This is a genomic window from Streptomyces sp. NPDC025793, from assembly GCF_055558375.1.
On the sequence record NZ_JBVHMR010000008.1, the window covers coordinates 192,636 to 217,524 of the forward strand.

General features: G+C 71.2%; 23 protein-coding genes. 8 read left to right on the forward strand and 15 right to left on the reverse strand.

Annotated elements, in window-relative coordinates:
- Positions 1-68: 68 nt before the first annotated feature.
- On the forward strand, positions 69-1,289 hold the full coding sequence (locus ACZ4MF_RS18255; RefSeq protein ID WP_467492990.1) for a glycosyl hydrolase family 28-related protein: 1,221 nt from the start codon (positions 69-71) through the stop codon (positions 1,287-1,289).
- A 40-nt stretch (positions 1,290-1,329) separates the two neighbouring features.
- On the opposite strand, the gene ACZ4MF_RS18260 is transcribed toward ACZ4MF_RS18255, so the two are convergent.
- Entirely contained in the window at positions 1,330-1,635 is a 306-nt protein-coding gene (locus tag ACZ4MF_RS18260) for a hypothetical protein (RefSeq protein WP_467492991.1), read from the reverse strand.
- On the opposite strand from ACZ4MF_RS18260, the gene ACZ4MF_RS18265 reads away from it, so the two are divergent.
- From ACZ4MF_RS18265 to ACZ4MF_RS18275, 3 genes are all read left to right on the forward strand, one after another.
- Positions 1,628-2,017: a hypothetical protein gene (locus ACZ4MF_RS18265; protein ID WP_467492992.1), complete on the forward strand. Its 390-nt coding sequence runs from the start codon at positions 1,628-1,630 to the stop codon at positions 2,015-2,017. The two genes, ACZ4MF_RS18260 and ACZ4MF_RS18265, sit on opposite strands and share 8 nt — an antisense overlap.
- A 312-nt stretch (positions 2,018-2,329) precedes the next feature.
- Positions 2,330-3,706 carry a fibronectin type III domain-containing protein gene (locus ACZ4MF_RS18270; RefSeq protein WP_467492993.1) on the forward strand — a complete coding sequence of 459 codons (1,377 nt, stop codon included), beginning with the start codon at positions 2,330-2,332 and terminating at the stop codon, positions 3,704-3,706.
- A 208-nt stretch (positions 3,707-3,914) separates the two neighbouring features.
- Positions 3,915-4,220: a hypothetical protein gene (locus ACZ4MF_RS18275; RefSeq protein WP_356023050.1), complete on the forward strand. Its 306-nt coding sequence runs from the start codon at positions 3,915-3,917 to the stop codon at positions 4,218-4,220.
- A gap of 178 nt (positions 4,221-4,398) precedes the next feature.
- On the opposite strand, the gene ACZ4MF_RS18280 is transcribed toward ACZ4MF_RS18275, so the two are convergent.
- From ACZ4MF_RS18280 to iolC, 12 genes are all read right to left on the reverse strand, one after another.
- On the reverse strand, positions 4,399-4,716 hold the full coding sequence (locus tag ACZ4MF_RS18280) for a hypothetical protein (protein WP_467492994.1): 318 nt from the start codon (positions 4,714-4,716) through the stop codon (positions 4,399-4,401).
- Between the two features lie 90 nt (positions 4,717-4,806).
- Positions 4,807-5,124 carry a hypothetical protein gene (locus ACZ4MF_RS18285; RefSeq protein ID WP_356023055.1) on the reverse strand — a complete coding sequence of 106 codons (318 nt, stop codon included), beginning with the start codon at positions 5,122-5,124 and terminating at the stop codon, positions 4,807-4,809.
- A gap of 64 nt (positions 5,125-5,188) precedes the next feature.
- Positions 5,189-5,509 (reverse strand): hypothetical protein, encoded by a 321-nt coding sequence (locus tag ACZ4MF_RS18290; RefSeq protein ID WP_356023057.1) that lies wholly within the window; start codon positions 5,507-5,509, stop codon positions 5,189-5,191.
- 388 nt (positions 5,510-5,897) lie between these two features.
- Positions 5,898-6,317, reverse strand: a complete 420-nt coding sequence (locus ACZ4MF_RS18295) for a hypothetical protein (protein ID WP_356023059.1) — start codon at positions 6,315-6,317, stop codon at positions 5,898-5,900.
- 169 nt (positions 6,318-6,486) lie between these two features.
- Positions 6,487-7,338 (reverse strand): ABC transporter permease, encoded by an 852-nt coding sequence (locus ACZ4MF_RS18300; RefSeq protein ID WP_467492995.1) that lies wholly within the window; start codon positions 7,336-7,338, stop codon positions 6,487-6,489.
- Positions 7,335-9,983 (reverse strand): CocE/NonD family hydrolase, encoded by a 2,649-nt coding sequence (locus ACZ4MF_RS18305; protein WP_467492996.1) that lies wholly within the window; start codon positions 9,981-9,983, stop codon positions 7,335-7,337. The genes ACZ4MF_RS18300 and ACZ4MF_RS18305 overlap by 4 nt, the downstream gene beginning before the upstream one ends.
- A 194-nt stretch (positions 9,984-10,177) precedes the next feature.
- Positions 10,178-11,575, reverse strand: coding sequence for an APC family permease (locus tag ACZ4MF_RS18310; RefSeq protein ID WP_467492997.1), 1,398 nt, complete (start codon positions 11,573-11,575; stop codon positions 10,178-10,180).
- A gap of 290 nt (positions 11,576-11,865) precedes the next feature.
- A complete protein-coding gene (gene mmsA, locus ACZ4MF_RS18315) occupies positions 11,866-13,368 on the reverse strand; it encodes a CoA-acylating methylmalonate-semialdehyde dehydrogenase (RefSeq protein ID WP_356023068.1) in 1,503 nt (500 codons plus the stop codon).
- A 15-nt stretch (positions 13,369-13,383) separates the two neighbouring features.
- On the reverse strand, positions 13,384-15,264 hold the full coding sequence (gene iolD, locus ACZ4MF_RS18320) for a 3D-(3,5/4)-trihydroxycyclohexane-1,2-dione acylhydrolase (decyclizing) (RefSeq protein WP_467492998.1): 1,881 nt from the start codon (positions 15,262-15,264) through the stop codon (positions 13,384-13,386).
- The gene (iolB, locus tag ACZ4MF_RS18325) at positions 15,261-16,100 is read right to left on the reverse strand and encodes a 5-deoxy-glucuronate isomerase (protein ID WP_467492999.1); all 840 of its coding nucleotides are present in this window, start codon (positions 16,098-16,100) and stop codon (positions 15,261-15,263) included. Before iolB ends, iolD begins: the two co-directional genes overlap by 4 nt.
- 7 nt (positions 16,101-16,107) lie before the next feature.
- Entirely contained in the window at positions 16,108-16,968 is an 861-nt protein-coding gene (locus ACZ4MF_RS18330) for a Cgl0159 family (beta/alpha)8-fold protein (RefSeq protein ID WP_467493092.1), read from the reverse strand.
- A gap of 107 nt (positions 16,969-17,075) precedes the next feature.
- The gene (iolC, locus tag ACZ4MF_RS18335) at positions 17,076-18,026 is read right to left on the reverse strand and encodes a 5-dehydro-2-deoxygluconokinase (RefSeq protein WP_467493000.1); all 951 of its coding nucleotides are present in this window, start codon (positions 18,024-18,026) and stop codon (positions 17,076-17,078) included.
- A 166-nt stretch (positions 18,027-18,192) separates the two neighbouring features.
- Between iolC and ACZ4MF_RS18340 the strand changes: the two genes are divergently transcribed.
- Positions 18,193-19,110, forward strand: coding sequence for a sugar phosphate isomerase/epimerase family protein (locus ACZ4MF_RS18340; protein WP_467493001.1), 918 nt, complete (start codon positions 18,193-18,195; stop codon positions 19,108-19,110).
- Positions 19,111-19,324: 214 nt separating this feature from the next.
- Positions 19,325-19,525, forward strand: a complete 201-nt coding sequence (locus ACZ4MF_RS18345; protein ID WP_356023082.1) for a helix-turn-helix transcriptional regulator — start codon at positions 19,325-19,327, stop codon at positions 19,523-19,525.
- Between the two features lie 106 nt (positions 19,526-19,631).
- Here the strand turns inward: ACZ4MF_RS18345 and ACZ4MF_RS18350 are convergent, their stop codons facing one another.
- Together ACZ4MF_RS18350 and ACZ4MF_RS18355 are read right to left on the reverse strand one after the other, a co-directional pair.
- Entirely contained in the window at positions 19,632-20,675 is a 1,044-nt protein-coding gene (locus tag ACZ4MF_RS18350; protein ID WP_467493002.1) for a zinc-dependent alcohol dehydrogenase family protein, read from the reverse strand.
- 48 nt (positions 20,676-20,723) lie between these two features.
- On the reverse strand, positions 20,724-22,967 hold the full coding sequence (locus tag ACZ4MF_RS18355) for an MMPL family transporter (RefSeq protein WP_467493003.1): 2,244 nt from the start codon (positions 22,965-22,967) through the stop codon (positions 20,724-20,726).
- A gap of 161 nt (positions 22,968-23,128) precedes the next feature.
- On the opposite strand from ACZ4MF_RS18355, the gene ACZ4MF_RS18360 reads away from it, so the two are divergent.
- Both ACZ4MF_RS18360 and ACZ4MF_RS18365 read left to right on the forward strand, forming a co-directional pair.
- Positions 23,129-23,794 (forward strand): TetR/AcrR family transcriptional regulator, encoded by a 666-nt coding sequence (locus tag ACZ4MF_RS18360; protein WP_467493004.1) that lies wholly within the window; start codon positions 23,129-23,131, stop codon positions 23,792-23,794.
- 84 nt (positions 23,795-23,878) lie between these two features.
- The gene (locus ACZ4MF_RS18365; protein ID WP_467493005.1) at positions 23,879-24,829 is read left to right on the forward strand and encodes a PrsW family intramembrane metalloprotease; all 951 of its coding nucleotides are present in this window, start codon (positions 23,879-23,881) and stop codon (positions 24,827-24,829) included.
- The last annotated feature ends 60 nt before the right edge of the window (positions 24,830-24,889 follow it).

The following is a 24,889-nucleotide window of genomic DNA, read 5'->3' on the forward strand; positions in this document are numbered from 1 at the left end:
CGTCACTGCTGGTCGCTGCGGCCCTGCCGGCCGACAGCGCGTCCGCCAAAAGTGCGCACCCGGGGCCGATGTCCGCGATCAATGTAGCCGAACTCGGTGCCGTGGGCGATGGAAACACCGACGACACAGCGGCATTCGAATCCGCCTATGCGCTCGCCGCCGCCCATGTCCGGGGCGGGGTGGGCCGACTGGTGATCGAGATTCCCGCCGGGGACTTTCTCATCACCCGTCCCTGTGCGCTGCTGAACGGCGTGGCCCCGCCCCGGCCCGCGAACGGTCTGCGTTTCGTCGGGGCCGGCAAGAACATGACCGCCCTGGTCTTCCGCCCGGCCACCGGCCCGGGCTCCTATCTGTGCCGCAATGAGGACAGCTGGTCGAACCTGTCCTTCGAACGCATGCAGTTCCGCTCGGACACACCGGGCGCGTCCTTCTTCAGTTCCTATTCCACCGGCCAGGCCCAGGACTACCGGTTCTCGGAGTGCGAGTGGCTCGGGGAATGGGAGTACGGGCTGGCCCTCGACGGCACGGACACCAACTCGGAAATGCGCTGGGAAGCCTGCACGGTCGCCGGCAGCTACCGGAAGGCGTTTCTGTACTCGGGGCTCACGGGCCGCAAACAGGCCAGCCCCAACTACCAGGACCAGTTCCTGAACTACTGGTTCACCGACATGAAGGTCGAATACGAGTGGGGCAACTTCCTGGAGTTCCCCTACGGCGGATCCATCGCCTGCCGCGGCGGCTCGTACATCATCACCGGCAAGCGCCCCAAAAGCACCCCGGAGTACGGCACCACCAGTACCTTCTTCCGTTTCCCGGTCAGCCAACACCATGACTCGGTCCAGCGTTTCCACGCCCAGGACATTCGATTCGAAGTACGTGACCCGGACGTCAGGATCATCGACTGTATGTGGAGCAGCGGAACGGTCCACTTCAACGACTGCGACGACACCGCGATCGCCTTCAAGGACTTCTCCGCCGAAGTCCGCCCGCACCGCTACACGGTGGGCTCACGGGGACCCCTGATCCGCTACGACTCCTGTCAGCTCGTGGGCCGCCACCAGTACCGGACAGCCCACGAGGGGGAGAGCCTGCCGACCGTCGTCCGCTACGACATGTGCCTGCTGCGGAGCCATCCTCGGACCGAGTTCGCCGTCACCGAGGGCACCGGTCCCGCCCGCTTCGTACAGTTCACCGACTGCATCGACACCGCGCCCACCGGCGACACGCCCCCGCCGGCACCGCCCAGTCCCCCCGGGGTGTCCCCCGGCCCGCCCCCTTTCCGGCCCTGAGGGGCCCGGGCCGTCCCGGGCGCCCTCACCTGCGGGTTCGTCAGGAGTACTTGGTGGGCTTGACGCAGAAGTCGATGCGGCTGAGATTCGCGAACTTGCCGGTCGAGTTGACCGGGGCGTGCAGCAGTCCGGCGGCCTCGATGCCGTCGGGGAAGCCCGTCGTGCTGTCGTAGGTGACCACGGTGGAGCCAGCGGTGCCGCCCGTCGCGGTGACCCTGACGACGGAGCGGTGAGCGGAGCTGGGGATGTCGAAGCTGAACACCTGGCCCTGGGCGGTGCTGGAGACGGTGAGCTTGAAGCTTCCGTCGCCGGGGATCGCGACGGATCCGGTCACGGGATTGGTCACGCTGACCGCGGTCGAGCCCGGGGGGCAGACCGGCGGAGGGGGCGGCGGCGTCGTCTGGCACCCGCACGGGGGCATGGTCGGCATGGGCGGCATCGACTGGCACGCCGAACACCCGGGCGTGGGCGGCTTCGTCTGGCACGACGGGCACCCGGTCGTGGGGGTGGTCGTCGCCTTGCACGACGTGCACGCCTGCGTCGCCCGGGGGACGGCGTGGGCCGACGCCGGGCCGGCGGCGATGCCGAAGGCCAAGGTCGCGGTCAGGCCGGCGCCGACGAGCCCCGCTCCCCAACTCAACTGCCGTGACTGCGTCTTTGTTCGGGCGGCTACTCGCATGACGAGCACTCCTCCTCGTTGCTCGGGGTACCAGAGCTCGGGTACCTGATCTGGCCCGAGATTCCCACGAACAGCATGCCGTGGTGGGTTACGACTCCTTTTCCTAGGCCATTCGAGCTTCACTAAGGTCCTGAAGGGCGGAGCGCGCCGTCGCGGCGTCGCGATATCCGGGGCCGGGTGCCTAATTTCGAGTTCCATGCGACCAAGTAAAAGCACGGCCAGGACCGCCACCACGGCTTCCGCGGTGGCCCTCCTCACGGCCGCTTCGCTCACGTCCGCTTTCGGCGCGCAGGGGCACGACGCAAGAATCCCGCGTGCCGAGAGGACTCCGCGCGGTGAAACAACTCTGACCGCGGCCCCGTTGACGACCTGGCAGACGGACGGCATCGTCTGGTCGGTCGAGTACGCACGCGGTGTCGTGTACGTCGGCGGCACTTTCGACAGCGTCCGCCCGCCTGGCGCGAAGCCCGGCCAGAAGCGGGTCACCCGGAAGAACTTCGCGGCCTTCGACGCGGTGACCGGCAAACTGCTGCCGTGTGCCCACTCCTTCACGGAAGGCGCCGGGACGGTACGGGCGCTGAAGGCATCGCCCGACGGCAAAGTACTGTATGTCGGCGGATCGTTCGGCAAGGTCGACGGCTCCGGAGTGGCCAGTGCGGTCGCCCTGAACACGGCCGACTGCTCGCTGCGGAGGGACTTCCGCCCCGCCGTGGCGGCGCCCGTACGGGCCATCCAGACCACCGGCACGACCGTGTACCTGGGGGGCGATTTCACGGTCGTCGACGGCCAGGAGAGACAGCGCGTCGCGGCGCTGAGCCGCAGCGGGACACTGCTGCCGTTCAAGGCGGACATCGACGAGCCGGTCCGGGCCCTCCTGGCCGCACCCGACCGGGGACAGGTGCTCGTCGGCGGAAGGTTCCACAACGTCAACGGCAAGCCGGAGCAGGCACTGGTCTCCCTGAATCCCACGACGGGTTCGACGGTGAGGTCCTTCCCGGACTGGCTGCCGGATCGATCCGCGGTGACGTCGCTGGCCCGCAACGGCGACCGCTTCTACCTGGGAGCCGAGGGCGAGGGGGCGGGCATCTTCGACGGCCGTATCGCGGGCCGGCTGTCCGACGGCGCGATGGTCTGGAAGGACACCTGCCTGGGCGCCACTCAGGATGTCGTCGTGTACAAGGACGTCCTGTACAGCGCATCCCACGCCCACTACTGCGGCCTCACCCCCGGGGGCTTCCCCGACGGGCCCCGACGGCATTTCCTGGCTCAGTCGATCGGTGACAAGAGCATCCTGCACTGGTTCCCCGACACCGATGACGGTATCGGTGAGGGAGTCGGCCCCCGGACGCTCGTGATGGCCGGCGGCATCCTCTGGGCGGGCGGTGAGTTCACCACGGTCAACGGCAAACCCCAGCAGGGTCTGACGCGCTTCGGGGCCCGCCCCGGCGACACGGCCCCGGAGGCGGCGCCCCGGCTCACGGTCGGGCGCGCTCGCGCCGGAACGGTCACGCTCGCCTGGCGTGCCGCATGGGACAGGGACGACGCGGAGCTGACGTACCTGATCTACCGAGACGGTGTTCTCGTGGCCTCGCGGAAGCAGCGGTCGGCCGAATGGAACCGGCCGGACATGACCTACACGGATTCCGTCCCCCACGGCTCACATCACCGCTACACGATCGCCGTCACCGACGGAAGGCACACGACACCGCGCTCGGAACCGATCGACGCGACCGCCTGAGGGGGCCGGTCATGTGGTGACGGACGCCCGCCGTCGGCGGCCCGGTGCCGCACGACGGCGGGTCGCTTATCCGTTTTTATCCGCGAGGCCATTCGGGATGTATGAGTTCCGGAAACTTGCCGTCAGCGGAGTTTCCCGCGGCGCATCTCTCTCGTTAGCCCAGGAGAAGTGTGACCCGAGCTCCCGAGCTGCGGACGAAAGGAACACAATGAAGAAGCTGAAGGCTGCGGCCCTCATGGTCGGCACCCTGGCCATCGCGGGGGCTGCGGCGCCCGCTGTCGCCGCGGACGTGCCGGCGCAGGGCATTCTGGAGGACGGGAAGACGGTCACCCGTGCTCTTCCCAACGCAGCCGAGATGCCGACGGGCGCCGTCACCAACGACGTCAGGACCGCGGCGGAGGGCGTGAAGCAGTCGGGCATCGTCAAGACACCCGTCTTCGGCGGCACCCTTCCGAACCCTCTCAACGGCAAGTCGCCCGCCCAGCTTCCGGCCAAGCTTCCGATCGCCAAGTAACTGATCGTTTCAGAAGACACACCCCCGCCGAGCGATCCAGGTCGGCTCCGTTTCCCGGAGCCGGCCTTCGGCGTTTTCGGGACGCTTTTCCGTTTTCGGGACGCTCTTCCAGGGCGGCCACAGAAAACAGCCGACGGCCCGCCGAATGTCGGCGGGCCGCCAGGCCGGTGATGACTGCTCAGAACAGCAGGCCGCCCGCGTAGGGGGCGTTCTGCGCCTGGTTGACTTCGGCCGTGTTGCAGGCGGCGTAGTGCGAGTTCGGCGCGACCACGCCACCGAGAACGGCGCCGTTGGACCACGGCGCGATGCAGCGGCCGTCGATCAGAGCACCGTTGGAAACGACAAGCCCCTGCTGAGGGGAGTTCACGACGACCGGAGACTCCGCGAAGCCGTTGCCACCGCTGGCGAAGGTGTTGCTGTCGGCAGCAGCGGTGCCGGCGGCGGCCAGGACGATGCCCGCGGCGAGCGCGGAGAGAGCCGTAACCTTGTTACGCATGAGATGCGCCTTTCGGTTGTGGGAGGGGTGGGTTGGGCGGGAACGTCTGCTGACATCCCCGCTCCGGGTGGGGTTCGGAGCGCGAAGGGGTCAGAACAGCAGGCCGCCGGCGTACGCCGCGTTCTGCGCCTGGTTGACACCGGCCGTGTTGCACGCGGCGTAGTGCGAGTTCGGTGCGGCGACGCCGCCGAGAACGGCACCGTTGGACCACGGGGCGACACAGCGGAGGTCGACAAGCGTGCCGTTGGAGACGATGGCGCCCTGCTGGGGGGCGTTCACGACGACCGGGGACGACGAGAAGCCGTTGCCGCCGGTGACAGTCGTGCAGTTGTCGGCTGCGGCGGTGCCGGCGGCCGCCAGAACGACACCTGCGGCGAGGGCCGAGATGGCCGTAACCTTGTTACGCATGAGATGTCCTTTCCGGACTGCGTTTGTGGAGGGTTCACCTGCCCCGAATTACTCGGAGCGGGGGTCAGAAGAGCAGGCCGCCGACGTACGGAGCGTTCTGCGACTGGTTGACAGCAGCGGTGTCACATGCGGCGTAGTGCGAGTTCGGCGGAACGACGCCGCCGAGAACGGCACCGTTGGACCACGGCGCGATGCAGCGGCCGTCGACGAGGGCGCCGTTGACGACGACCACACCCTGCTGAGGGGCGTTCACGACGACCGGGGACTCCGAAAAGCCCTCACCGCCAGTGACGTTGGTCGTGTTCGAATGGGCGGAGGCAACGCCCGCGCTGCCGCAGAGAGCGCCAAGGGCCAGTGCGGTGACGACCGCGAACTTCCTGGTCAACTCGGTTCCTTCCTGGATTCACGGTAACCCGCGCTTACATGGCAAGAAACCGAAATATGCGGCGGAAAGTCACGCGGACACCGGCCATACCAGACGGATTCCATCGGATGGCGGAACGATGCCGTGCCCCGCTTTCCAAGTGCCGCACGGGAAGCAGGAGCGGACGCCGACATGCGTCCGGCCCACTGGTCAGGAGGAGTCCAGTGGGCCGAACAGGCTTGAGGCGTATCCCGGGCAGCGCATCGGGCACCGGGCGAGTACGGAGCTGCTGGTCCGGCTCCAGACTCTGCGCTACGCCTTTAAGGCGCCGGACGTGGGTGACGAGAACCGGATCAGAGTGTCAGAATTCCGGCGGCTTTCACCGCACCGACTCCTGACGGTTTACGTGTCATCCCTGGCTGAGCAGGCTGCCCAGCCCGGCGCTGGTCGGCGCATTCAGCGGATGGAGCTGAACAGATCCGGTTCCGGCCGGGTTCTTCACCGGAATTGCGGGCTTCTTACTGCTGTCGCGTCCCATCCCGTCCAGGTATACGCCGGAAGCCCGCGCCGCCTTGTTCGTGCCGGTGACCGTAGATGACTGGTTCTCGTCGAACGCACTGCCCTTGGTGAGGTTGCCCTGCTTGGCCACCCGCATCACGGTGTCGGCCGCGGGCACGATCGCCGGAGTCACTTCGGCCTGGGACATGAGACCGAGCGGGCCGGTTTCGTGCTCAGGCGCTTTGGCGGTGGCCGACGCCGCGACGGCGGAGCCACCCACGAGACTCGCGCCAATGGCCAGCGCCGCAGTGGTGAGAACTGCCTTGTTCATGATCACCTCACTTGGAGTTACCTCTGATCCGACAGAGGCAGAACATAGCAGTCCACGGCCCGTCCAAAGCGATGCACTACTCCATACGCATGAAGTTTTCTGCAGCGAAGGAGCGCGCAATATTCAGATTCCTCAGCGCGCCACCGGAGAAAGAAATACGAAAAAGAAATTATGAAACCACATCTTTGCGGGCGAAGCCTCGGAAGGCCAGGGCGAACAGCACCAGGGCGTAGGAGACGGAGACCGCGGCGCCCTGGATCATGCCGGACCACTCGGCGTGCGGCTGGACGGCGTCGGCCCAGGCGAACTGCCAGTGCGCGGGCAGGAAGTCGCGCCAGTGGCCGAGGGCGGTGACCGCGTCCAGGACGTTGCCGACGATCGTCAGGCCGACCGCTCCGCCGACCGCGCCGAGCGGGGCGTCCGTCTTGGTGGACAGCCAGAACGCGAGCCCGGCGGTGACCAGTTGGGAGACGAAGACGTACGCCACGACCACCAGGAGCCGCTGGGCCGCCGTGCCGCTGTCCAGCGCGCCGCCGGTCGGTATCTGCAGCGGGCCCCAGCCGTAGGCCGCCGTGCCGACGGCGAGCGCGACGACCGGGAGCAGCACCATCGCGGCGAGGCTCATCCCGAGCGCGACGACGAGCTTGGACCACAGCAGCCGGGCCCGGGGCACGGGCGCGGCCAGCAGATAGCGCAGCGAGGACCAGCTGGCCTCCGAGGCGACCGTGTCCCCGCAGAACAGGGCGACCGGGATCACCAGCAGGAAGCCCACCGAGACGAACAGGTTGACCGCGGCGAAGTTGGCGCCCGACGCGGTGGCCGTGTCCATCAGGGTGACCTGGCCGTTCCGGTCGTGCGGGGTGCCGATCGCGAAGGCGATCAGCAGCACGAACGGCAGCAGGGCGAGGATCGCGCCCATGACCAGGGTGCGCCGTCGCTTGAGCTGGCGGACCAGCTCGACCCGCAGGGGCAGGGTGTGCCGGGTCTGATAGCCGGAGGCGACCTCGGTGAGCGTGCTCATGCGGAACCTCCTATCAGGGTCAGGAAGGCGTCTTCGAGGCGGCGGTGCGGTCCGACCGAGGCGACGGGCACGTCGAGGCGCACCAGTTCCACGACCAGCCGCTCGGCCGTGCCGCCCGGCTCCAGCCGGACCAGCAGTCCGTCGTCGGTGCGCACGGCGGAGGCGACGCCGGGCAGCGCGCCGACCTTCTCCACGACCGGCTCCTGCACCGGTGCGGCCGTGCCGACCAGCAGGGTGTCGCCGGAGCCGACGATCTCGTGCACGGGGCCCGCCTGGACGAGCCGGCCGCGGTCCATCACCACCAGGTGGGTGCAGGACTGCTCGACCTCGGCGAGGAGGTGGCTGGAGACGATCACCGTACGGCCGGCGGCCGCGTAGCGGATCATCACCTCGCGCATCTCGCGGATCTGCGGCGGGTCGAGGCCGTTGGTGGGCTCGTCCAGGATGAGCAGGTCGGGCAGGCCGAGCATGGCCTGGGCGATGGCGAGGCGCTGGCGCATGCCCTGGGAGTACGTGCGCACCGCGCGGGCGAGCGCGTCGCCGAGCCCGGCGATCTCCAGCGCCTCGTCCAGGTGGGCGTCCGCGGGCGGGCGGCCGGTGGCCCGCCAGTACAGCTCCAGGTTCTCCCGGCCGGACAGGTGCGGCAGGAAGCCCGCGCCCTCCACGAACGCGCCGACCCGGGACAGCACGGCCGCGCCGGGCCGGACGGCGTGCCCGAAGACCCTTATCTCTCCGTCGTCCGGGGTGATCAGGCCCATCAGCATGCGCAGGGTGGTGGTCTTGCCCGCGCCGTTGGGGCCGAGCAGGCCGAGCACCTGGCCGCGCTCCACCCGGAAGGAGAGCTCGCGCACCGCGTACCGGTCGGTGGACCTGGCGTACCGCTTGCTCAGGTCCTTGATGACGAGCGGGACTTCGGCCAGCTCCGGGGCGGGTGCGGGGGCAGCCGTGCGGCGGCGCGCGGTGAGCAGCAGGGCGAGCGCGACGGCCGCGCCGGCGGCGGGCAGCCACCACACCCAGGACGGCAGGGGCGCGGCGGCGGTGCTGACGGCGGGGGCCGTCGGCACGCTCAGGGCGTCCCTGAGGGAGACGGTGTAGGTGGCGGGCGCGGCCGGGGAGGCGTAGCCGAGGTCGGTGGAGGCGAGGACCAGGCGGAGCCGGTGGCCCTTCTGCACCGTGTGGTCGATCGCCGGGAGGGTGATCGTCACGTCCTTGCCGGCCTTGGCGCCGGTCACCCGGAAGGGGGTGACGAGCTGGCTGGGCAGCACCTGCTGGGTGCCGCCGGGGCCGACGTCGTAGACCTTGCCGAACAGGACGGCGTCGTCGCTGGTGGAGGTGAGGTGGACGGTGGTGGTCGGGGTGCCGGTGATCTGGAGGTCGCGGGTGAGCGGGGCGGAGTCGAACTTCGCGTACTGGCCGGGGAAGTCGAGGGAGATGCCGACGCCGAGCGCGGAGAGCTGGGACAGGCCGCCGGAGCCGCCGAGGCCGGGCAGGGCGGAGACGCCGGGCGGGCTGGCGCCGGCCGGGTTGGCGATCCGCTGGGTGCCGCCGGTCAGGGCGACGGTCCGCCGGTGGTCGCGCAGGCCCGGGTAGGCGGGCGCGGTGGCGCCGCGCAGCTGGGCCGTGCCGTCGTTCGAGTTCACGCCTCCGGTGCGGGTGATGCGGAAGGCCGGGCCGGTGTCGGTGTTCTTGTCGCCCTTCAGATACCGGTCGAACCACGCGCGCACGCGTGCCTGGACCCTGCCGGCCTCCATGTCGCCGCCGTCGTGGCCGCCCGCGATCCAGTCGACGTCCACGGGGGCGCCGTTGGCCCTGATCGCCTTCTCGGCGGCGTCGGCCTGGCCGAGGGGGAACAGGGAGTCCGTCTGGCCCTGCACCAGCAGCGTGGGCACCTTGATGCGGGCGGCGACGGCGGACGGGGAGCGCTCCTCCAGCAGGGTGCGGGCGGCCTGGTCGGGGGTGCCGGACTCGGCGACCCTGTCGTACATCCGGCACAGCTCGGGCTCGAAGTGGGCGCAGCCGCCGCCGCTGTTGAAGAAGATGCCGGCCCACAGCTTCTTGAACACGCCGTTCGGGAAGAGGGCGTCGGCGAGGTTCCAGTACGTGATGGCCGGGGCGATGGCGTCCACGCGGTGGTCGTATCCGGCGGCGAGCAGGGAGATCGCGCCGCCGTAGGAGCCGCCGGCGACGCCGACGCGCGGGTCGCCCTGCTTGTCGAGCCGGACCTGGGGCTGGGCGGCGAGCCAGTCGATGAGCCGGGAGACGTCGGCGACCTCGGCCTTGGGGTCGTTGAGGCCGATCTTCCCGGTCGACCTGCCGAAGCCGCGCGCGGACCAGGTCAGGACCGCGTACCCGTCCCGGGCGAGGTCCTCGGCCTGGCCGCGCATGTCGTCCTTGCTGCCGCCGAAGCCGTGTCCCAGCAGGACGGCCGGGTGCCGGCCGGAACCGGCCGGGGCGAAGAACGAGGTGTCCAGGCGGACGCCGTCGACCGCCATCATCCGGTCGGTGCGGTGCACCGGGGGCGGGCCGCCGGAGGCGGCGGCCGTCCAGGTGCCGGCGCCGGCCAGCACCACGACGGCGGCCGCGGCGGCCATCAGCCGCCGCGGCCCCTTGAGCAGCCCTCGCGGTGAGGGCACCCGAAGATCCATGGCTCAACGGTACGGGCCCGCACCGACATCCGACGGATCCCCCGGGCTGAACCCCGGCCCCTCCCTGGGGAGTACGGGTCCGCCGGATGTACTTCGGGCGCGGTACGCGAGGAGCCCGGTCGTGGTACCGCGGGGCCATGGAGCGGCGCGGGGCCTCAAGGCCGGCGTCGTCGGCGTGTCCCTCGGGCCGGCCGTCAGGCCTCGGCGTCCTCCGGGATCGACACCAGCCAGCGGGTGTCGCGGCGCGGGCGGAGGTAGAGGGCCCAGTAGAGGGTGGCGACGGCGGTGATGGCGCCGGTCCACAGCAGGTACGACGGGTCCTGCTCGACGAGGATGTAGACGAGGACCGCGATGAGCAGCACCGGCATCGCGGGCCACAGCGGCATCCGCCAGGCCGTGCGGCTGCCGTGCCCGCCGCGCCGGGCGAGCAGCGCGGCGACGGCGACCAGCAGGTACAGGCCCGTGACGGCGACACCGGTGACGCCGTACAGCGTGTCCAGGTTCACGAAGCAGAGGAAGGCGCCCGGCACGCCGACGACGAGGGTGGCGACCCACGGGGAGCCGAACCGGCCGAGCTTGGCGAGGGCGTTGTTGACCGGGGTGGGCCAGGCCTTGTCGCGGGCGGAGGCGAACAGGACGCGGGAGTTCTGGATGACCATGACGATGCCGGCGTTGATGATCGCGAGGGCGACGCAGAGGCTGACGAAGGTGCCGACGGCCGAGTTGCTCCAGGCGATGACCATGCTGCTGATGTCGCCGCCGGTCAGGGATTTGAGGTCACCGGCGCCCAGGGTGATCGCCACGACCGGGACCAGGATGACCACGCTGGAGATGGCGAGCGTGGCGAGGACGGTGCGGGCGACGTTGCGGCGCGGGTGCTCCAGTTCCTCGGAGAGGTAGATCGCGGTGGAGAAGCCCTGGGTGGCGAACAGGGCGATGGCGAGTCCGGACAGGACCATCATGGCGGTCACGGGGTTCACGTGCGCGTGCTCGCCGGCGATCTGCATCGAGCCGAGGCTGCCGAGGCCGCGGTGGGAGTGGGTGAAGCCGAGGAGGGCGACGACGCCGGCGGCGACGACCTCCAGGACCAGGAAGATGCCGGTGATCCAGGCGTTGGCGCGCAGGTCCAGCAGGCCGGCGAGGGTGGCCGCGAGCATCACGCCGGCGCCCGTGAGGGACGGGTCGAGGTGGACGACCGGGGCGAGGTAGTCGGCGGTGCCCATCGCGATGACCGGAGGGACGATCATCACGACGAGCAGGGACATCACGAAGGCCAGCCAGCCGGCGAGGCGTCCGGCCAGCGTGGAGACGATGGCGTACTCGCCGCCGGCGCTGGGGATGAGGGTGCCGAGCTCGGAGTAACAGAACGCCACGGGGATGCAGAGCAGGGCGCCGATGACGAGGCACAGGGCCGTCGCGGTGCCGAGGCTGGAGAACAGGTCGGGCACGATGACGAAGAGCGTGGAGGCGGGGGTGACGCACGAGAGCGTGAGCAGGGTGCCGCCGACGACGCCGATGGACCGCTTGAGTTTCTGGGGACTGTCAGAAGCGGCTATGACGGCGGGGTCGACAGGGCGGAGCGTGTCGGTCATACGGCGGTTCCGATCGACTCGTGCGAGTGAGGGTGAGGACGGGAGCGCTATCGCCTCCGGCGGGCCTGGTCGTACGTGCTCTGGTCCGCTCCCGGCGGCTGAATGGAACCCCGACGAAAACCGCCACGTCAATGGGTGTTCACCTACGAAATCCGCAGCAAAAACACGACCTGAAGCCGGTTCTCGCAGTAACGGTCCCTACAGGCGGGCACTTGCACCGGTACGAGAATCGCAGTGCGCGGGCACAAAAAAACAGGGCCGTCCGCTATACGGACGGCCCTGTCGGGCGCTCAGTGGTTGCGCGGGAAGCCCAGGTCCACGCCCGCCGGGGCGTCGGCCGGGTCGGGCCAGCGGGTGGTGACGACCTTGCCGCGGGTGTAGAAGTGCGTGCCGTCGTTGCCGTAGATGTGGTGGTCGCCGAAGAGGGAGTCCTTCCAGCCGCCGAAGCTGTGGTAGCCGACGGGGACCGGGATCGGGACGTTCACGCCGACCATGCCGGCCTCGACCTCCAGCTGGAAGCGGCGGGCCGCGCCGCCGTCCCGGGTGAAGATCGCGGTGCCGTTGCCGAACGGCGAGGCGTTGATGAGGGCCAGGCCCTCCTCGTACGTCTCGGCGCGCAGCACGCACAGCACCGGGCCGAAGATCTCGTCCTGGTAGGCCTTCGCCGACGTCGGCACCCGGTCCAGCAGCGAGAGGCCGATCCAGTGGCCGTCCTCGAAGCCCTCGACCGTGTAGCCGGTGCCGTCCAGGACCACCTCCGCGCCCTCCGCGGCCGCGTTCCGCACGTAGGAGGCCACCTTGTCGCGGTGTGCGGCGGTGATCAGCGGGCCCATCTCGGACGTCGGGTCGTTGCCCGGGCCGATCTTGATCTTCTCGGCGCGCTCGCGGATCTTCTCCACCAGCGTGTCACCGATCGCGCCGACCGCGACGACGGCCGAGATGGCCATGCAGCGCTCGCCCGCCGAGCCGTAGGCGGCCGAGACCGCCGCGTCGGCGGCCGCGTCCAGGTCGGCGTCCGGCAGGACCAGCATGTGGTTCTTCGCGCCGCCCAGCGCCTGCACCCGCTTGCCGGCCGCGGAGGCGGTGGTGTGGATGTAACGGGCGATCGGGGTCGAGCCGACGAACGAGACCGCCTTGACGTCCGGGTGCTCCAGCAGGCGGTCCACGGCCACCTTGTCACCGTGCACGACGTTGAAGACGCCGTCGGGCAGGCCGGCCTCGGCCAGCAGCTCGGCGAGCTTGACGGAGGCCGACGGGTCCTTCTCGCTCGGCTTGAGCACGAAGGTGTTGCCGCACGCGATGGCGATCGGGAACATCCACATCGGGACCATCGCCGGGAAGTTGAACGGCGTGATGCCCGCGACCACACCCAGCGGCTGGCGCAGCGAGGAGACGTCCACCCGGCTGGCGACCTGCGTCGACAGCTCGCCCTTCAGCTGCACGTTGATCCCGCAGGCCAGGTCCACGATCTCCAGACCGCGCGCGACCTCGCCGAGCGCGTCGGAGTGCACCTTGCCGTGCTCGGCGGTGATCAGCTCGGCGATGGCGTCCCGGTTGGCGTCCAGCAGCGCGCGGAAGCGGAACAGGATCTCCGTGCGGCGGGCCAGCGAGGACTGGCCCCAGGTCACGAAGGCCTCCTTCGCGGCGGCGACGGCGGCGTCCACCTCGTCGACCGACGCGAACGCGACCTTCGTGGTGACCGCGCCGGTCGCCGGGTCGGTGACCGGCCCGTACGTGCCCGACGCGCCTTCGGCGGTCTTGCCGCCGATCCAGTGGTTGACGATCTTCGTCATGCCCAGAAACTCCTTTTACAGATGGCGGCGTCGGGTCGAGACGTGCCGGTCGTACAGCTCACGGGCCTTGACCGCCGACGGTCGGGTCGCGGTCTCGGCCACAGGAACATCCCACCAGGCCTGCGCCGGAGGCGCGCCCGACACAGTGTCGGCCGTTTCGGTCTCGACGTAGACACATGTGGGAGTGTCGGCGGCCCGCGCCTCGGCGAGCGCCGCGCGCAGCTCCTCGACGGTCTTCGCGCGCAGCACCCGCATGCCCAGGCTGGCCGCGTTCGCGGCGAGGTCGACGGGCAGCGGGGCGCCCGTGAGCGTCCCCTCCTCGGTCGGGAACCGGTAGGCGGTGCCGAACCGCTCGCCGCCCACCGACTCCGACAGCCCGCCGATGGAGGCGTACCCGTGGTTCTGCACCAGCAGGATCTTGATCGCGATGCCCTCCTGCACGGCCGTCACGATCTCCGTCGGCATCATCAGGTACGTGCCGTCGCCGACCAGCGCCCACACGGTGCGCTCCGGCGCCGCGAGCTTCACGCCGATCGCGGCCGGGATCTCGTAGCCCATGCAGGAGTAGCCGTACTCCAGGTGGTACTGGTCGTACGAGCGCGCCCGCCACAGCTTGTGCAGATCGCCCGGGAGCGAGCCGGCCGCGTTGACGATCACATCCGACTCGTCCACCAGGGCGTCCAGCGCCCCGATGACCTGCGGCTGGGTCGGCCGTACGTCGATCTCTTCGGCCTCGAAGCAGGCGTCGACGCGCTGCTCCCAGCGCTCCTTGTCCTCGGTGTACTCGGTGACGTAGGAGTCCTGGACGCGGTGGCCGTGCATCTGGAGGGCCTCGGTCAGCTCGCCCAGGCCGCTGCGGGCGTCCGCGATCAGTGGCAGCGCGGCCAGCTTGTGGCCGTCGTAGGGCGCGATGTTGAGGTTCAGGAAGCGGACGTCCGGGTGCGCGAAGAGGGTGCCGGAGGCGGTGGTGAAGTCGGTGTACCGGGTGCCGACGCCGATCACCAGGTCGGCGGTGCGGGCCAGTTCGTCGGCGGTGGCGGTGCCGGTGTGACCGACCCCGCCCACGTCCTGCGGGTGGTCGTGGCGCAGCGAGCCCTTGCCGGCCTGGGTGGAGGCGACCGGTATGCCGGTGGCCGACGCGAACTCCGCGAGGGCCTCCTCGGCGCGGCTGTGGTGGACCCCGCCGCCCGCGACGACGAGGGGCCGCCGGGCCGCGCGGATCGCCGTGACCGCCTCGGCCAGTTCGACCGGGTCCGCGCCCGGCCGGCGCACGGTCCACACGCGCTCGGCGAAGAACTCCTCCGGCCAGTCGTAGCCCTCGGCCTGCACGTCCTGCGGCAGGGCGAGGGTGACCGCGCCGGTGTCCACCGGGTCGGTGAGCACCCGCATGGCCTGCAGCACGGACGGGATCAGGGCTTCCGGGCGGGTGATGCGGTCGAAGTACCTCGACACCGGGCGCAGCGTGTCGTTGACCGAGACGTCGCCCGCGTACGGCAGCTCCAGCTGCTGCAGGACCGGGTCGGCGGGGCGGGTGGCGAAGACGTCGCCGGGGAGGAGCAGGACAGGGAGGTGGTTGATGGTGGCCAGAGCGGCGCCGGTGACCAGGTTGGTGGCGCCGGGGCCGATCGACGTCGTCACCGCGTGCGCGGACAGCCGGTTCGCCTGACGGGCGTAGCCGACCGCCGCGTGCACCATGGACTGCTCGTTGCGGCCCTGGTGGTACGGCATCACGTCGCGGTACTCGATCAGCGCCTGGCCGATCCCGGCGACGTTGCCGTGCCCGAAGATGCCCCACGTCGCGCCGATCAGCCGGCGCCGCTCGCCGTCGCGCTCGGTGTACTGCGCGGCGAGGAAGCGGACCAGCGCCTGGGCGACGGTCAGCCGGGTCGTGGTCATCGGTACCCCCCTGTGCTCTCTACGTGATCCGGGTGGAAGCAGATCCGCCACTCCCGCGTCGCGCCCGGGCCCGCCATGACGTTCAGGTAGTACATGTCATGCCCGGGCTGGGCGATCGACGGGCCGTGCCAGCCGTCGGGGACGAGGACGGCGTCGCCGGAGCGGACCTCGGCGAGGACGTCGGTGCCGCCCTCGCGGGAGGGGAACACGCGCTGGTAGCCCAGGCCGTTCGGGCCGTCGATCTCGAAGTAGTAGATCTCCTCCAGCGCGGACTCCTCGCCCGGCCGGTGCTCGTCGTGCTTGTGCGGCGGGTACGAGGACCAGTTGCCGCCCGGCGTGATCACCTCGACGGCGATCAGCTTGTCGCAGTCGAAGGAGTCGGCGGAGGCGAAGTTCCGCACCTGGCGGGCGCAGTTGCCGCTGCCGCGCTGCTCGACGGGGACCTCCGGCGCGGGGCCGTAGCGGGCGGGGAGTCGTCGCTCGCACTTCGCTCCTGCCAGGGCGAAGCGGCCTCCCGCGCCGGAGGCGATCTGGACCCGGGCGTCCCGGGGAACGTACGCGAAGTCGGAAGCCTTCGCGAACACGCTGTCCCGGCCCAGGAGTTGGAACTCGTGCTGTTCGGTTGACGCAGTCTCAATTTGTACGGTACATCCGCCTTGCAGCGGAAGCACGATCCACTCACTGTCCCCGGCGGTGAACGTATGTGTGCCGCCGGGCGTCAACTCGGCCACCCGCAGACTGCTGTGCGTCCAGCCGGCCGACTTGGGATCGATGTCGACGGCGTACTGGGCGTTCGCGGTCGCACCCTTGGGCAGATGCGGATCGGTACTGGTCATGCGGCCCTCACAGCAGTCCTACGGCGGTGTCCACGGCGGCGGCCACATCGCCGTCCGCCGGGTACAGCAGCGAGCGGCCGACCACCAGGCCGCGCACAGTGGGGAGTTGGAGCGCGCCGCGCCACTTCTCGTAGGCGGCGATCTGGCTCTCGGGCGAGTCCCCGATGTCGCCGCCGAGGAGGACGGCGGGCAGGGTCGAGGTCTCCATGACCCGGGCCATGTCGTCGGGGTCGTCGGTGACCGGCACCTTCAGCCAGGTGTAGGCGGAGGAGCCGCCGAGGCCGGAGGCGATGGCGATGGACCGGATGACGGCCTCGGCGGACAGGTCGTTCCTCAGCTTTCCCTCGGGGGAGCGGCGGCTGATGAACGGCTCCACGAAGACGGGCAGTCGGCGCGCGGCCATGTCGTCGATCGCCCGGGCGGTGGACTCCAGGGTGGTCAGGGAGCCGGGGTCGTCGTAGTCGATGCGCAGCAGCAGCTTGCCCGCGTCGAAGCCGAGCCGCTGGATGTCCTCGGGGCGGTGCCCGGTGAAGCGGTCGTCCAGCTCGAAGCGGGCGCCCTGCAGTCCGCCCCGGTTCATCGAGCCCATGACCACCTTGTGGTCGAGGACACCGAGCAGCAGCAGGTCGTCCAGGATGTCGGCGGTGGCGAGGACGCCGTCCACGCCGGGCCGGGAGAGCGCCAGGCACAGCCGCTCCAGCAGGTCGGCGCGGTTGGCCATGGCGAGCCCCCGGTCCCCGACGCCGAGCGCGCCCCGGGCGGGGTGGTCGGCGGCGACGATCATCAGCCGGCCGCCCTCGTTCAGCAACGGCCTGCGGGCCCGGCGGACGGCCGCCTCGGCGATCGCCTCGGGGTGGTGGGTACGGATGCGGACGAGTTCGGCGACGTCGACACGCGGACTTCTCCCGCCGTCGGTACGGGGGCTCCTCCCGCCGTCCCCGCCCTCGGCGTGGGTGCCCGCGACGCGGCCGGCCCTCACAGCACCGCTCCGGCGTCGAGCGCGGCGGCCACCTCGTCCGGGGTGGGCATCGCGGAGGAGCATTCCAGGCGGGAGGCGACGATGGCGCCGGCCGCGTTGGCGTGCCGCATGATCGTCTCCAGGTCCCAGCCTTCGAGGAGGCCGTGGCAGAGGGAGCCGCCGAACGCGTCCCCGGCGCCGAGTCCGTTGAGGACGGTGACCGGCAGGGGCGGCACCTCGGCCGAGTCGCCGTTCGCACCGACCGCGAGGACACCCTTGGGCCCCTGCTTGACGACGGCGATCTCGACCCCGGCCGCGAGGAGCGCGCGAGCGGCCTCGTGGGGCTCGCGCACGCCCGTCGCGACCTCCACCTCGTCCAGATTGCCGACGGCGACGGTCGTGTGCCGCAGCGCCTCGGCGTAGAAGGGGCGGGCCTCGTCGGGGTGGCTCCAGAACATCGGGCGCCAGTCGAGGTCGAACACCGTCGGGCCGGACTTCGCCCGGTGGGCGAGGGCCGCGAGGGTCGCCGTACGGCTCGGCTCCTCGCTCAGGCCGGTGCCGGTGACCCAGAAGATCCGGGCGGCGCGGACGGCGTCGAGATCCAGGTCGTGGGCGTCGATCTCCAGGTCGGGCGCCTTGGGCTGCCGGTAGAAGTAGAGCGGGAAGTCGTCCGGCGGGAAGACCTCGCAGAAGGTGACCGGGGTCGGCAGGCCCGGGACCGGCGTGACCCAGCGGTCGTCCACGCCGAAACCGCGCAGCGCCTCGTGCAGATAGGCGCCGAACGGGTCGTCACCGGTACGGGTGATCACGGCGGTGTGCCGGCCGAGCCGGGCCGCGGCGACCGCGACGTTCGTCGCCGAGCCGCCGAGGAACTTGCCGAAGGACGACACCTGGGCGAGCGGGACACCCGTCTGGAGCGGGTAGAGGTCCACCCCGATCCGCCCCATGGTGATCAGGTCGTACGCCATCGGCTTCCCTTCGTCACGGCTCTTCCCCGGCTCGTCCCGGCTCTTTTCCGGCTCGTCGCGGCTCTTCCCGGATTTCTAGCCCCCCGGGCCGACCCTGTCAATGTTTTGTCCAGACATACGGACCAACTCTTGACACCGCTTTCTGCGCGCCCTCACGCTGACGCCCATGACGTCGCTGTCGCCCTCCTCCTCACTGTCCCGTATCCGGATCGGATCGGCGCCCGATTCCTGGGGCGTGTGGTTCCCCGACGACCCGAAGCAGGTCCCCTGGCGGCGCTTCCTCGACGAGGTGGCGGACTCCGGCTACGAGTGGATCGAGCTGGGCCCCTACGGCTATCTGCCGACCGACCCGGCCGTGCTCGCCGAGGAGACCGCCCGGCGCGGGCTGAAGGTCTCGGCGGGCACGGTCTTCACCGGCCTGCACCACGGGGCGGCCGTGTGGGACAGGACCTGGGCGCACGTCCGCGACATCGCGGCCCTCACCCAGGCCATGGGCGCCCGCCATCTGGTCGTCATCCCCTCCTTCTGGCGGGACGACAAGACGGGCGAGGTGCTGGAGCCGTCCGCGCTGACGGCGCAGCAGTGGCGGAACCTGACGTCCCTGACCGAGCGGCTCGGCCGGGAGGTGCGGGAGCGGTACGGACTGACGATCGTCGTCCACCCGCATGCCGACACCCACATCGACAGCGAGGAGAACGTCGCGCGTTTCCTCGACGGCACCGACTCCGACGCGGTGTCGCTGTGCCTGGACACCGGGCACTACGCCTACTGCAGCGGGGACAGCGTCAAGCTGATCGAGACCTACGGCGAGCGCATCGGCTATCTGCACCTCAAGCAGGTGGACCCGCGGATCCTGGCCGACGTGCGGGCGAAGGGCACCCCCTTCGGGCCGGCCGTGGCCCAGGGCGTGATGTGCGAACCGCCCGCCGGCGTACCGGAGTTGAGCCCCGTCCTGGCGGCGGCCCAGCGGCTGGACGTGGATCTGTTCGCCATCGTGGAGCAGGACATGTATCCCTGCGAGCCGGACGCTCCGCTGCCGATCGCCCGGCGGACCCGGGCGTTCCTGCGCTCGTGCGGGGCGTAGCGACACCATTGCGGCAGTTCTGTCACGAACACCCCTCTCGTGTCACATGTGTCGCGTGTACGTCGGCTGTGCGTCACACCGTGACGACAGGCACTGTCCGCTCCTCACCCCGTTTCGTTCACCGGACGCAGGCTTGGTGATCGCCAGCGCAGCGCCCGGCTCCCCCGACGGCCTTCCCGGCCGCCGCCGCGGTGTGCGCAGGGAGGTGCAACTCATGACCGACCGAAGGCTCTGGTCCTACAAGGAGATCGCGGCGCACATCAGTGTGCAGCCCGACACCGTCCGGTCCTACCGCAAGCACGGGCTGCTGCCCCCGCCCGACCACGTGGAGGGCGGCAAGCCTTACTGGTACGCGGACACGGTCCGCGCCTGGGTCGCCTCCCGCCCCCGCAACCGCGGCCGCCGGTTCGACTGACCCGGCCGGTCGCCGGCCGCGGCTCCGGGCAACCGGAGCCGCGCCGTGTTCCGTTGGCGGCGTGCGAGGCGGGGGCGGCGGTCCCGGACCGGGAGGGGGCCCGCCGTCAGCGCCACGGCTCGATGACCGTCACGCCCGCGCCCGGTGCCGCGCCCATGGCGGCCAGGGCCTGCGGGGCCGCGTCGAGCGGGATGGTCCGGGTCACCAGCAGGTCCGGACGCAGCACCCCGGACACGACCAGTTCCAGCATCGCCGGATAGGCGTGGGCGGCCATGCCGTGGCTGCCCAGCAGTTCGAGCTCCAGGGCCACGGCGCGGGCCAGCGGGACGGGCGTGGTGCCGTCGGCCGAGGGCAGCAGGCCGACCTGGACGTGGCGGCCGCGCCGGCGCAGGCCGTTCACGGACGCCGCGCAGGTGGCCGGGGAGCCGAGGGCGTCGAGGGAGAGGTGGGCTCCGCCGCCGGTCAGTTCACGGATCGCCGCGGCCGTCTCCGGGGTGCGCGAGGCGTCCACGCACTCCGCCGCGCCGAACTTCCGCGCCAGGTCCAGCGCCTGCGGCGACACGTCCACGGCGATGACCCGCGCCCCCGAGGCCGCCGCGACCATCACGGCGGACAGCCCGACCCCGCCGCAACCGTGCACCGCGACCCACTCCCCCGCCGCCACCCGGCCCTGCTGCACCACCGCGCGGAAGGCGGTGGCGAAGCGGCAGCCGAGGGAGGCGGCGGTGGCGTACGCCATGTCGTCCGGGATCGCGACCAGGTTGACGTCGGCGTGGTCCAGCGCCACGTACTGGGCGAAGGAGCCCCAGTGGTGGAAGCCGGGCTGGGTCTGCCGCTCGCACACCTGCTGGTCGCCCGCCGCGCAGGCCGGGCAGGTGCCGCAGGCGCAGACGAACGGCACGGTGACCCGGTCGCCGGGCCGCCGGCGGGTCACCCGGGAGCCGACGGCCTCGACGACACCGGCGAGTTCGTGCCCCGGCACGTGCGGCAGCTCGATGTCGGGGTCGTGGCCCATCCAGCCGTGCCAGTCACTGCGGCACAGCCCGGTGGCCTCGACCCGGACGACCACGCCGTCGGGGGCCGGGCGAGGGTCGGGCAGCTCGCGTACCTCGGCGGGGGCGCCGTAGCGTTCGAAGACGACGGCTCGCATGGGAAGTCCTTTCGGGAACCTCCGTGCAGACTAGATGGTTCGGCCGTCTCAACCGGTGACGATGCGCTGCGGCTGCTCGTGCTCCGCCGCGGAGCCTCCCGCCGGCCCGGCCCCGGGCCCCTGGAGGGGCGCCTTCGGCTCGCCTTCGCTCAGTCCGAACCGTTCGTGCAGTCGCCGCAGCCACGCCGGTGCCCACCATGTCGCCCTGCCTGTCAGCCGCATGATCGCCGGGACCAGCAGGCTGCGCACGACCATCGCGTCCATCAGGACCGCCAGGGCGATGCCCAGGCCGAGCATCTTGGTGTTCGTCACCCGGGAGGTGCCGATGGCGACCATCACCACGGCGAGGATGACCGCCGCTGCGGTGATCAGCCCGCCGGTGCGCCGGAGCCCGTGGCGTACGGCCGCGTCGTGGTCGCCCGTGCGGTCGTACTCCTCCTTGATGCGGGACAGCAGGAACACGCCGTAGTCCATGGAGAGCCCGAAGGCCACGCAGAACATCAGCACGGGCAGGGTGGTCTCGATGGAGCCGGTGCTGGTGAAGCCGAGCGGGCCGGAGAGGTGGCCGTCCTGGAAGACCCAGACCACGGCGCCGAACATCGCCGTCAGGCTGAGCGCGTTCAGGACGACCGCCTGGACCGGTATCAGCACGCTGCCCGTCAGCAGGAAGACCAGGAGCAGGGTGACGACGGCGATGAACCCGGCCGCCCAGGGCAGGCGCTCGGCTATCGCGTGCTTGGTGTCGACCAGGACGGCCGCCGTGCCGGTCACCTTCGTGTCGAACGGTGCGTGCAGTGCCCGTATGTCGCCCACCAGGCGCTGGGCCGGGTCGTCCACGGCCTCGCCCCGGGGCTGCACCGTGAAGTAGGCGGCATCGCCCTTGACCAGCGGGCCGTCGACGCGAGCCACCCCGGGCAGGGCGGCCACCCGCTGTTTGTAGGCGGCGTACCGGTTTGGGGCGGCCCTGCCCTCGGCGAGGATCTCCAGACCGCCGCCGGGGCTGCCCGGGAAGCTCTCGCGGAGGTGCTGCTGCACCACGTGGGACTCGGCGGTCGAGGGCAGCTGGCGGTCGTCTGCGGTGCCGAACTTCACGCCCAGGAAGGGGAGTCCGAGGACGACCAGCAGGACGGTCGTGCCCAGCGCGAAGAGCGGGGCGCGGCGCATCACCAGGGCGGCCGTCCGCGCCCAGGCCGCGCCCCCGTCGGCCTTCGGGGCACGGTCGCGGCGCAACAGGCGGCGCAGGTCCAGGGAGTTGACCCGGTGGCCGAGCAGGACCAGGGCCGCCGGGAGCAGGATCAGGGCGGCGGCCGCGGCGAGCAGGACCACGGCGATGCCCGCGTAGGCGAAGGAGCGCAGGAAGTACTGCGGGAAGACCATCATGGCGGCGAGGGAGACCGCGACCGTGAGGGCGGAGAAGAGCACCGTGCGCCCGGCCGTGCGCAGCGTCGTGCCGACCGCGGTCGACGGGTCGGCGCCCGTGGACAGTTCCTCGCGGTAGCGGCGCACGATGAAGAGGGCGTAGTCGATGGCCAGGCCGAGGCCGAGGGCCGTCGTCAGGTTGAGCGCGAAGACCGATACGTCGGTGAACGTCGTCAGGCCGCGCAGGACGGCGTTGGTGCCGAGGATGGCGACGATGCCGATGCCGAGCGGCAGCAGGGCGGCGACCGCGCTGCCGAAGACCATCACCAGCAGCACCAGCGTGATCGGCAGGGCGATCAGCTCGGCGCGGGTCAGGTCCTCCTTGATGATGGTCTGCATCTCCTGCCGCACCGCGACGACGCCGCCGAGCTTCACCTGCACCGGTCCGTGCGTGCCCCGGTAGTGCGGGGCTATCCGGTCCAGGGTCCTGGCCGTCGCGTTCTCGTCGCCGGTGATGCGGGCGGCGATCAGCGCCTCATGGCCGTCCTCGGCACGCAGGGCGGGGGCCTGCGCGGGGGCGGCCTGCCAGTAGGAGCCGACGCCGGTCACCCCCCTCTCCGCCGCGAGCCGGCGCGTCAGGTCGCGGGCCCGGGCGGCGACATCCGGGGCGTCGACGGAGGAGTGGCCCGCGTCGACCAGGAGGAGCAGGTTCGGCTGCGAGTCCGGGAACGCGCGCTCCAGGGCCTTGGTCGCGTACGACGACTCGGCGGCCGGGTCCTCCCAGCCGCCGCTGCCGAGGCGGTCCGCGACCCCGCTGCCGGCCACCACCGCGAGCGCGGTGAGCACCAGGGCCACGAGCAGCGACAGACGGGGGCGGGCGGTGACGAACCGGGTCCAGCCGCCGGGCCGGGGTGGGCTGTTGACTTCGGTCATCGTGCGGTGTCCCCTTCACCTTGGCTCATGTCCGTGCAGGCAGGCAGCATGAGTCGGTCATTGCCCGTAAACTGGCAAACACGAGAGATCGCTCGCGTTTCACAAGAATGCGAGCGAGTGCTCGTGTTTGTCAATCGCGTTCGGAGATCTGGGGATAACGCGTGCCCGACAACCCGCAGACACAGAGCGAGCAGCCGCGCCGCCGGCAGGCCCGCGGCGAGCGCCGTATCGCCCAGCTGCTCGAAGCGGCCGCCCAGGTCTTCTGCACCACCGGCTACACCGCCGCCAGCACCAACGCCATCGCGCGCGAGGCCGGGGTCTCGCCGGGCACGCTCTACCAGTTCTTCCCGAACAAGGAGGCCATCGCGATCGAGCTGGGCGACCGGCTCATGCACGAGATGCGCGACGCCTACGGCGAGGCGCTGGCGCCGGTCGACCCCGCCACCCCGCTGGAGGAGGCCGTCGGGTCCGCCGTCGACCGGTTCATCGCGTTCAACACCGACCACCCGGTGTTCTTCGCGCTGATGCACGGTCCGGACATGCCCGGCGGGATCGCCGACGCGCACGACCAGTTGCACACCTCGCTGATCGGCCGCGTCGAAGGCCTGCTCGCCTCCCTCGTGCCGGACGCCTCCCCGGTGGACATCACCCGCACGGCGCACGTCTGCCTCGGCATCTACAAAGCGGGCCTGGAGCTGGTCCTCACCCATGAGGGCCCCGAGCGCGCGGCGTACACCCAGGAGATCAAGAACGTCCTCACCCGCTACCTGGAACCGCTGGTCGGCGACCGGATCGGCCAGGGCCGCCCCGGGCCCGCCCGCGGGTGACCCCGGGAGTCACCCGGACTGCGCCGTCCGGCACATCTGCCTACAGTGCGGAGAGATCGCCCAGCAGCAGTCGAGGGGACTCCCGTGACCCACTCCCCGCCGCCCGGCACCCCGAGGGCCCGCATACCCGGCCCGCAGCAGCCCCCGCCGCCGTACCCCCGCATCCGTGCGGGTCTGTGGCGGCGCTGTCTGGGCGGCGGGCTCGCCCTGTGGGCGCTGACGGCGTGGGTGACGTACGAGACCCGTGACGGCACGCCGCTGCCGACGCTGATCCTGCTCGGCAGCTTTCTGGCGCCGGTCGCCTTCGCGCTGTGGGCGTACGAGCGGCACGGCCGCGACCTGGGCGTCAGCGCGATCCTCGGCTGCTTCCTGGCCGGCGGCACGCTCGGGGTGCTCGGCGCCTCGCTGACGGCGTCGTATCTGGCGCACCCCTCCTTCGGGCTGTCCCTCGGCGTCGCCCTGATCGAGGAGGCCGCCAAGCTCGGAGCGCTGGTGTTCGCACTGCGCGGCCAGCCCGGTGTCCGCGGCACGCGCGCGGGGCTGGTGCTCGGCGCGGCCGTCGGCTTCGGCTTCGCGGCCCTGGAGAGCGCCGGGTACGCGTTCGACGCGGCCGTCTCCACCGAGGGCATGACCCTGCGCACGCTGCTGGAGACGGAGATGCTGCGCGGGGTGCTCACGCCCCTCGGGCACGGCCTGTGGACCGCGATCGCGGGCGCCGCCCTGCTGTCCCGGCGCCGGCCGAACGGGCACTTCCGCCTCACCGCACCGGCCGTCGGCGCCTGCCTCGGCACCTCCCTGCTGCACACCCTGTGGGACGCGACGCACGGCATCGCGATCCGGGCGACGGCCCGGCTGACCGGCGCAGGGCCGAACCGGCCGCTCTTCACGCACGCGTACCTCGCCCGTCCGGGCGCCGCACAGGAGCACCTGTTCACCCTGTTCTCGGTCGGCGGGCTGGCCCTGGTGGCGCTGGCCGGGGCCGGCTGGGTGCGCGTGCTGGCGCGGCGGAACACCTCTTGGAGAAATACCCCCTAGGGGTATAGTCTGAGAAACATGGGGGTTCCCCCGCGGCCCCGATGGCCCTCGCGGACCCCA

Coding starts and splice junctions, on each gene's coding strand:
- ACZ4MF_RS18255 (WP_467492990.1), top strand. CDS start 69: ATGTCCGCGATCAATGTAGCCGAACTCGGTGCCGTGGGCGATGGAAAC.
- ACZ4MF_RS18275 (WP_356023050.1), top strand. CDS start 3,915: ATGAAGAAGCTGAAGGCTGCGGCCCTCATGGTCGGCACCCTGGCCATC.
- ACZ4MF_RS18280 (WP_467492994.1), bottom strand. CDS start 4,716: ATGCGTAACAAGGTTACGGCTCTCTCCGCGCTCGCCGCGGGCATCGTC.
- ACZ4MF_RS18285 (WP_356023055.1), bottom strand. CDS start 5,124: ATGCGTAACAAGGTTACGGCCATCTCGGCCCTCGCCGCAGGTGTCGTT.
- ACZ4MF_RS18295 (WP_356023059.1), bottom strand. CDS start 6,317: ATGAACAAGGCAGTTCTCACCACTGCGGCGCTGGCCATTGGCGCGAGT.
- ACZ4MF_RS18300 (WP_467492995.1), bottom strand. CDS start 7,338: ATGAGCACGCTCACCGAGGTCGCCTCCGGCTATCAGACCCGGCACACC.
- ACZ4MF_RS18305 (WP_467492996.1), bottom strand. CDS start 9,983: ATGGATCTTCGGGTGCCCTCACCGCGAGGGCTGCTCAAGGGGCCGCGG.
- ACZ4MF_RS18310 (WP_467492997.1), bottom strand. CDS start 11,575: ATGACCGACACGCTCCGCCCTGTCGACCCCGCCGTCATAGCCGCTTCT.
- mmsA (WP_356023068.1), bottom strand. CDS start 13,368: ATGACGAAGATCGTCAACCACTGGATCGGCGGCAAGACCGCCGAAGGC.
- iolD (WP_467492998.1), bottom strand. CDS start 15,264: ATGACCACGACCCGGCTGACCGTCGCCCAGGCGCTGGTCCGCTTCCTC.
- iolB (WP_467492999.1), bottom strand. CDS start 16,100: ATGACCAGTACCGATCCGCATCTGCCCAAGGGTGCGACCGCGAACGCC.
- iolC (WP_467493000.1), bottom strand. CDS start 18,026: ATGGCGTACGACCTGATCACCATGGGGCGGATCGGGGTGGACCTCTAC.
- ACZ4MF_RS18340 (WP_467493001.1), top strand. CDS start 18,193: ATGACGTCGCTGTCGCCCTCCTCCTCACTGTCCCGTATCCGGATCGGA.
- ACZ4MF_RS18345 (WP_356023082.1), top strand. CDS start 19,325: ATGACCGACCGAAGGCTCTGGTCCTACAAGGAGATCGCGGCGCACATC.
- ACZ4MF_RS18350 (WP_467493002.1), bottom strand. CDS start 20,675: ATGCGAGCCGTCGTCTTCGAACGCTACGGCGCCCCCGCCGAGGTACGC.
- ACZ4MF_RS18355 (WP_467493003.1), bottom strand. CDS start 22,967: ATGACCGAAGTCAACAGCCCACCCCGGCCCGGCGGCTGGACCCGGTTC.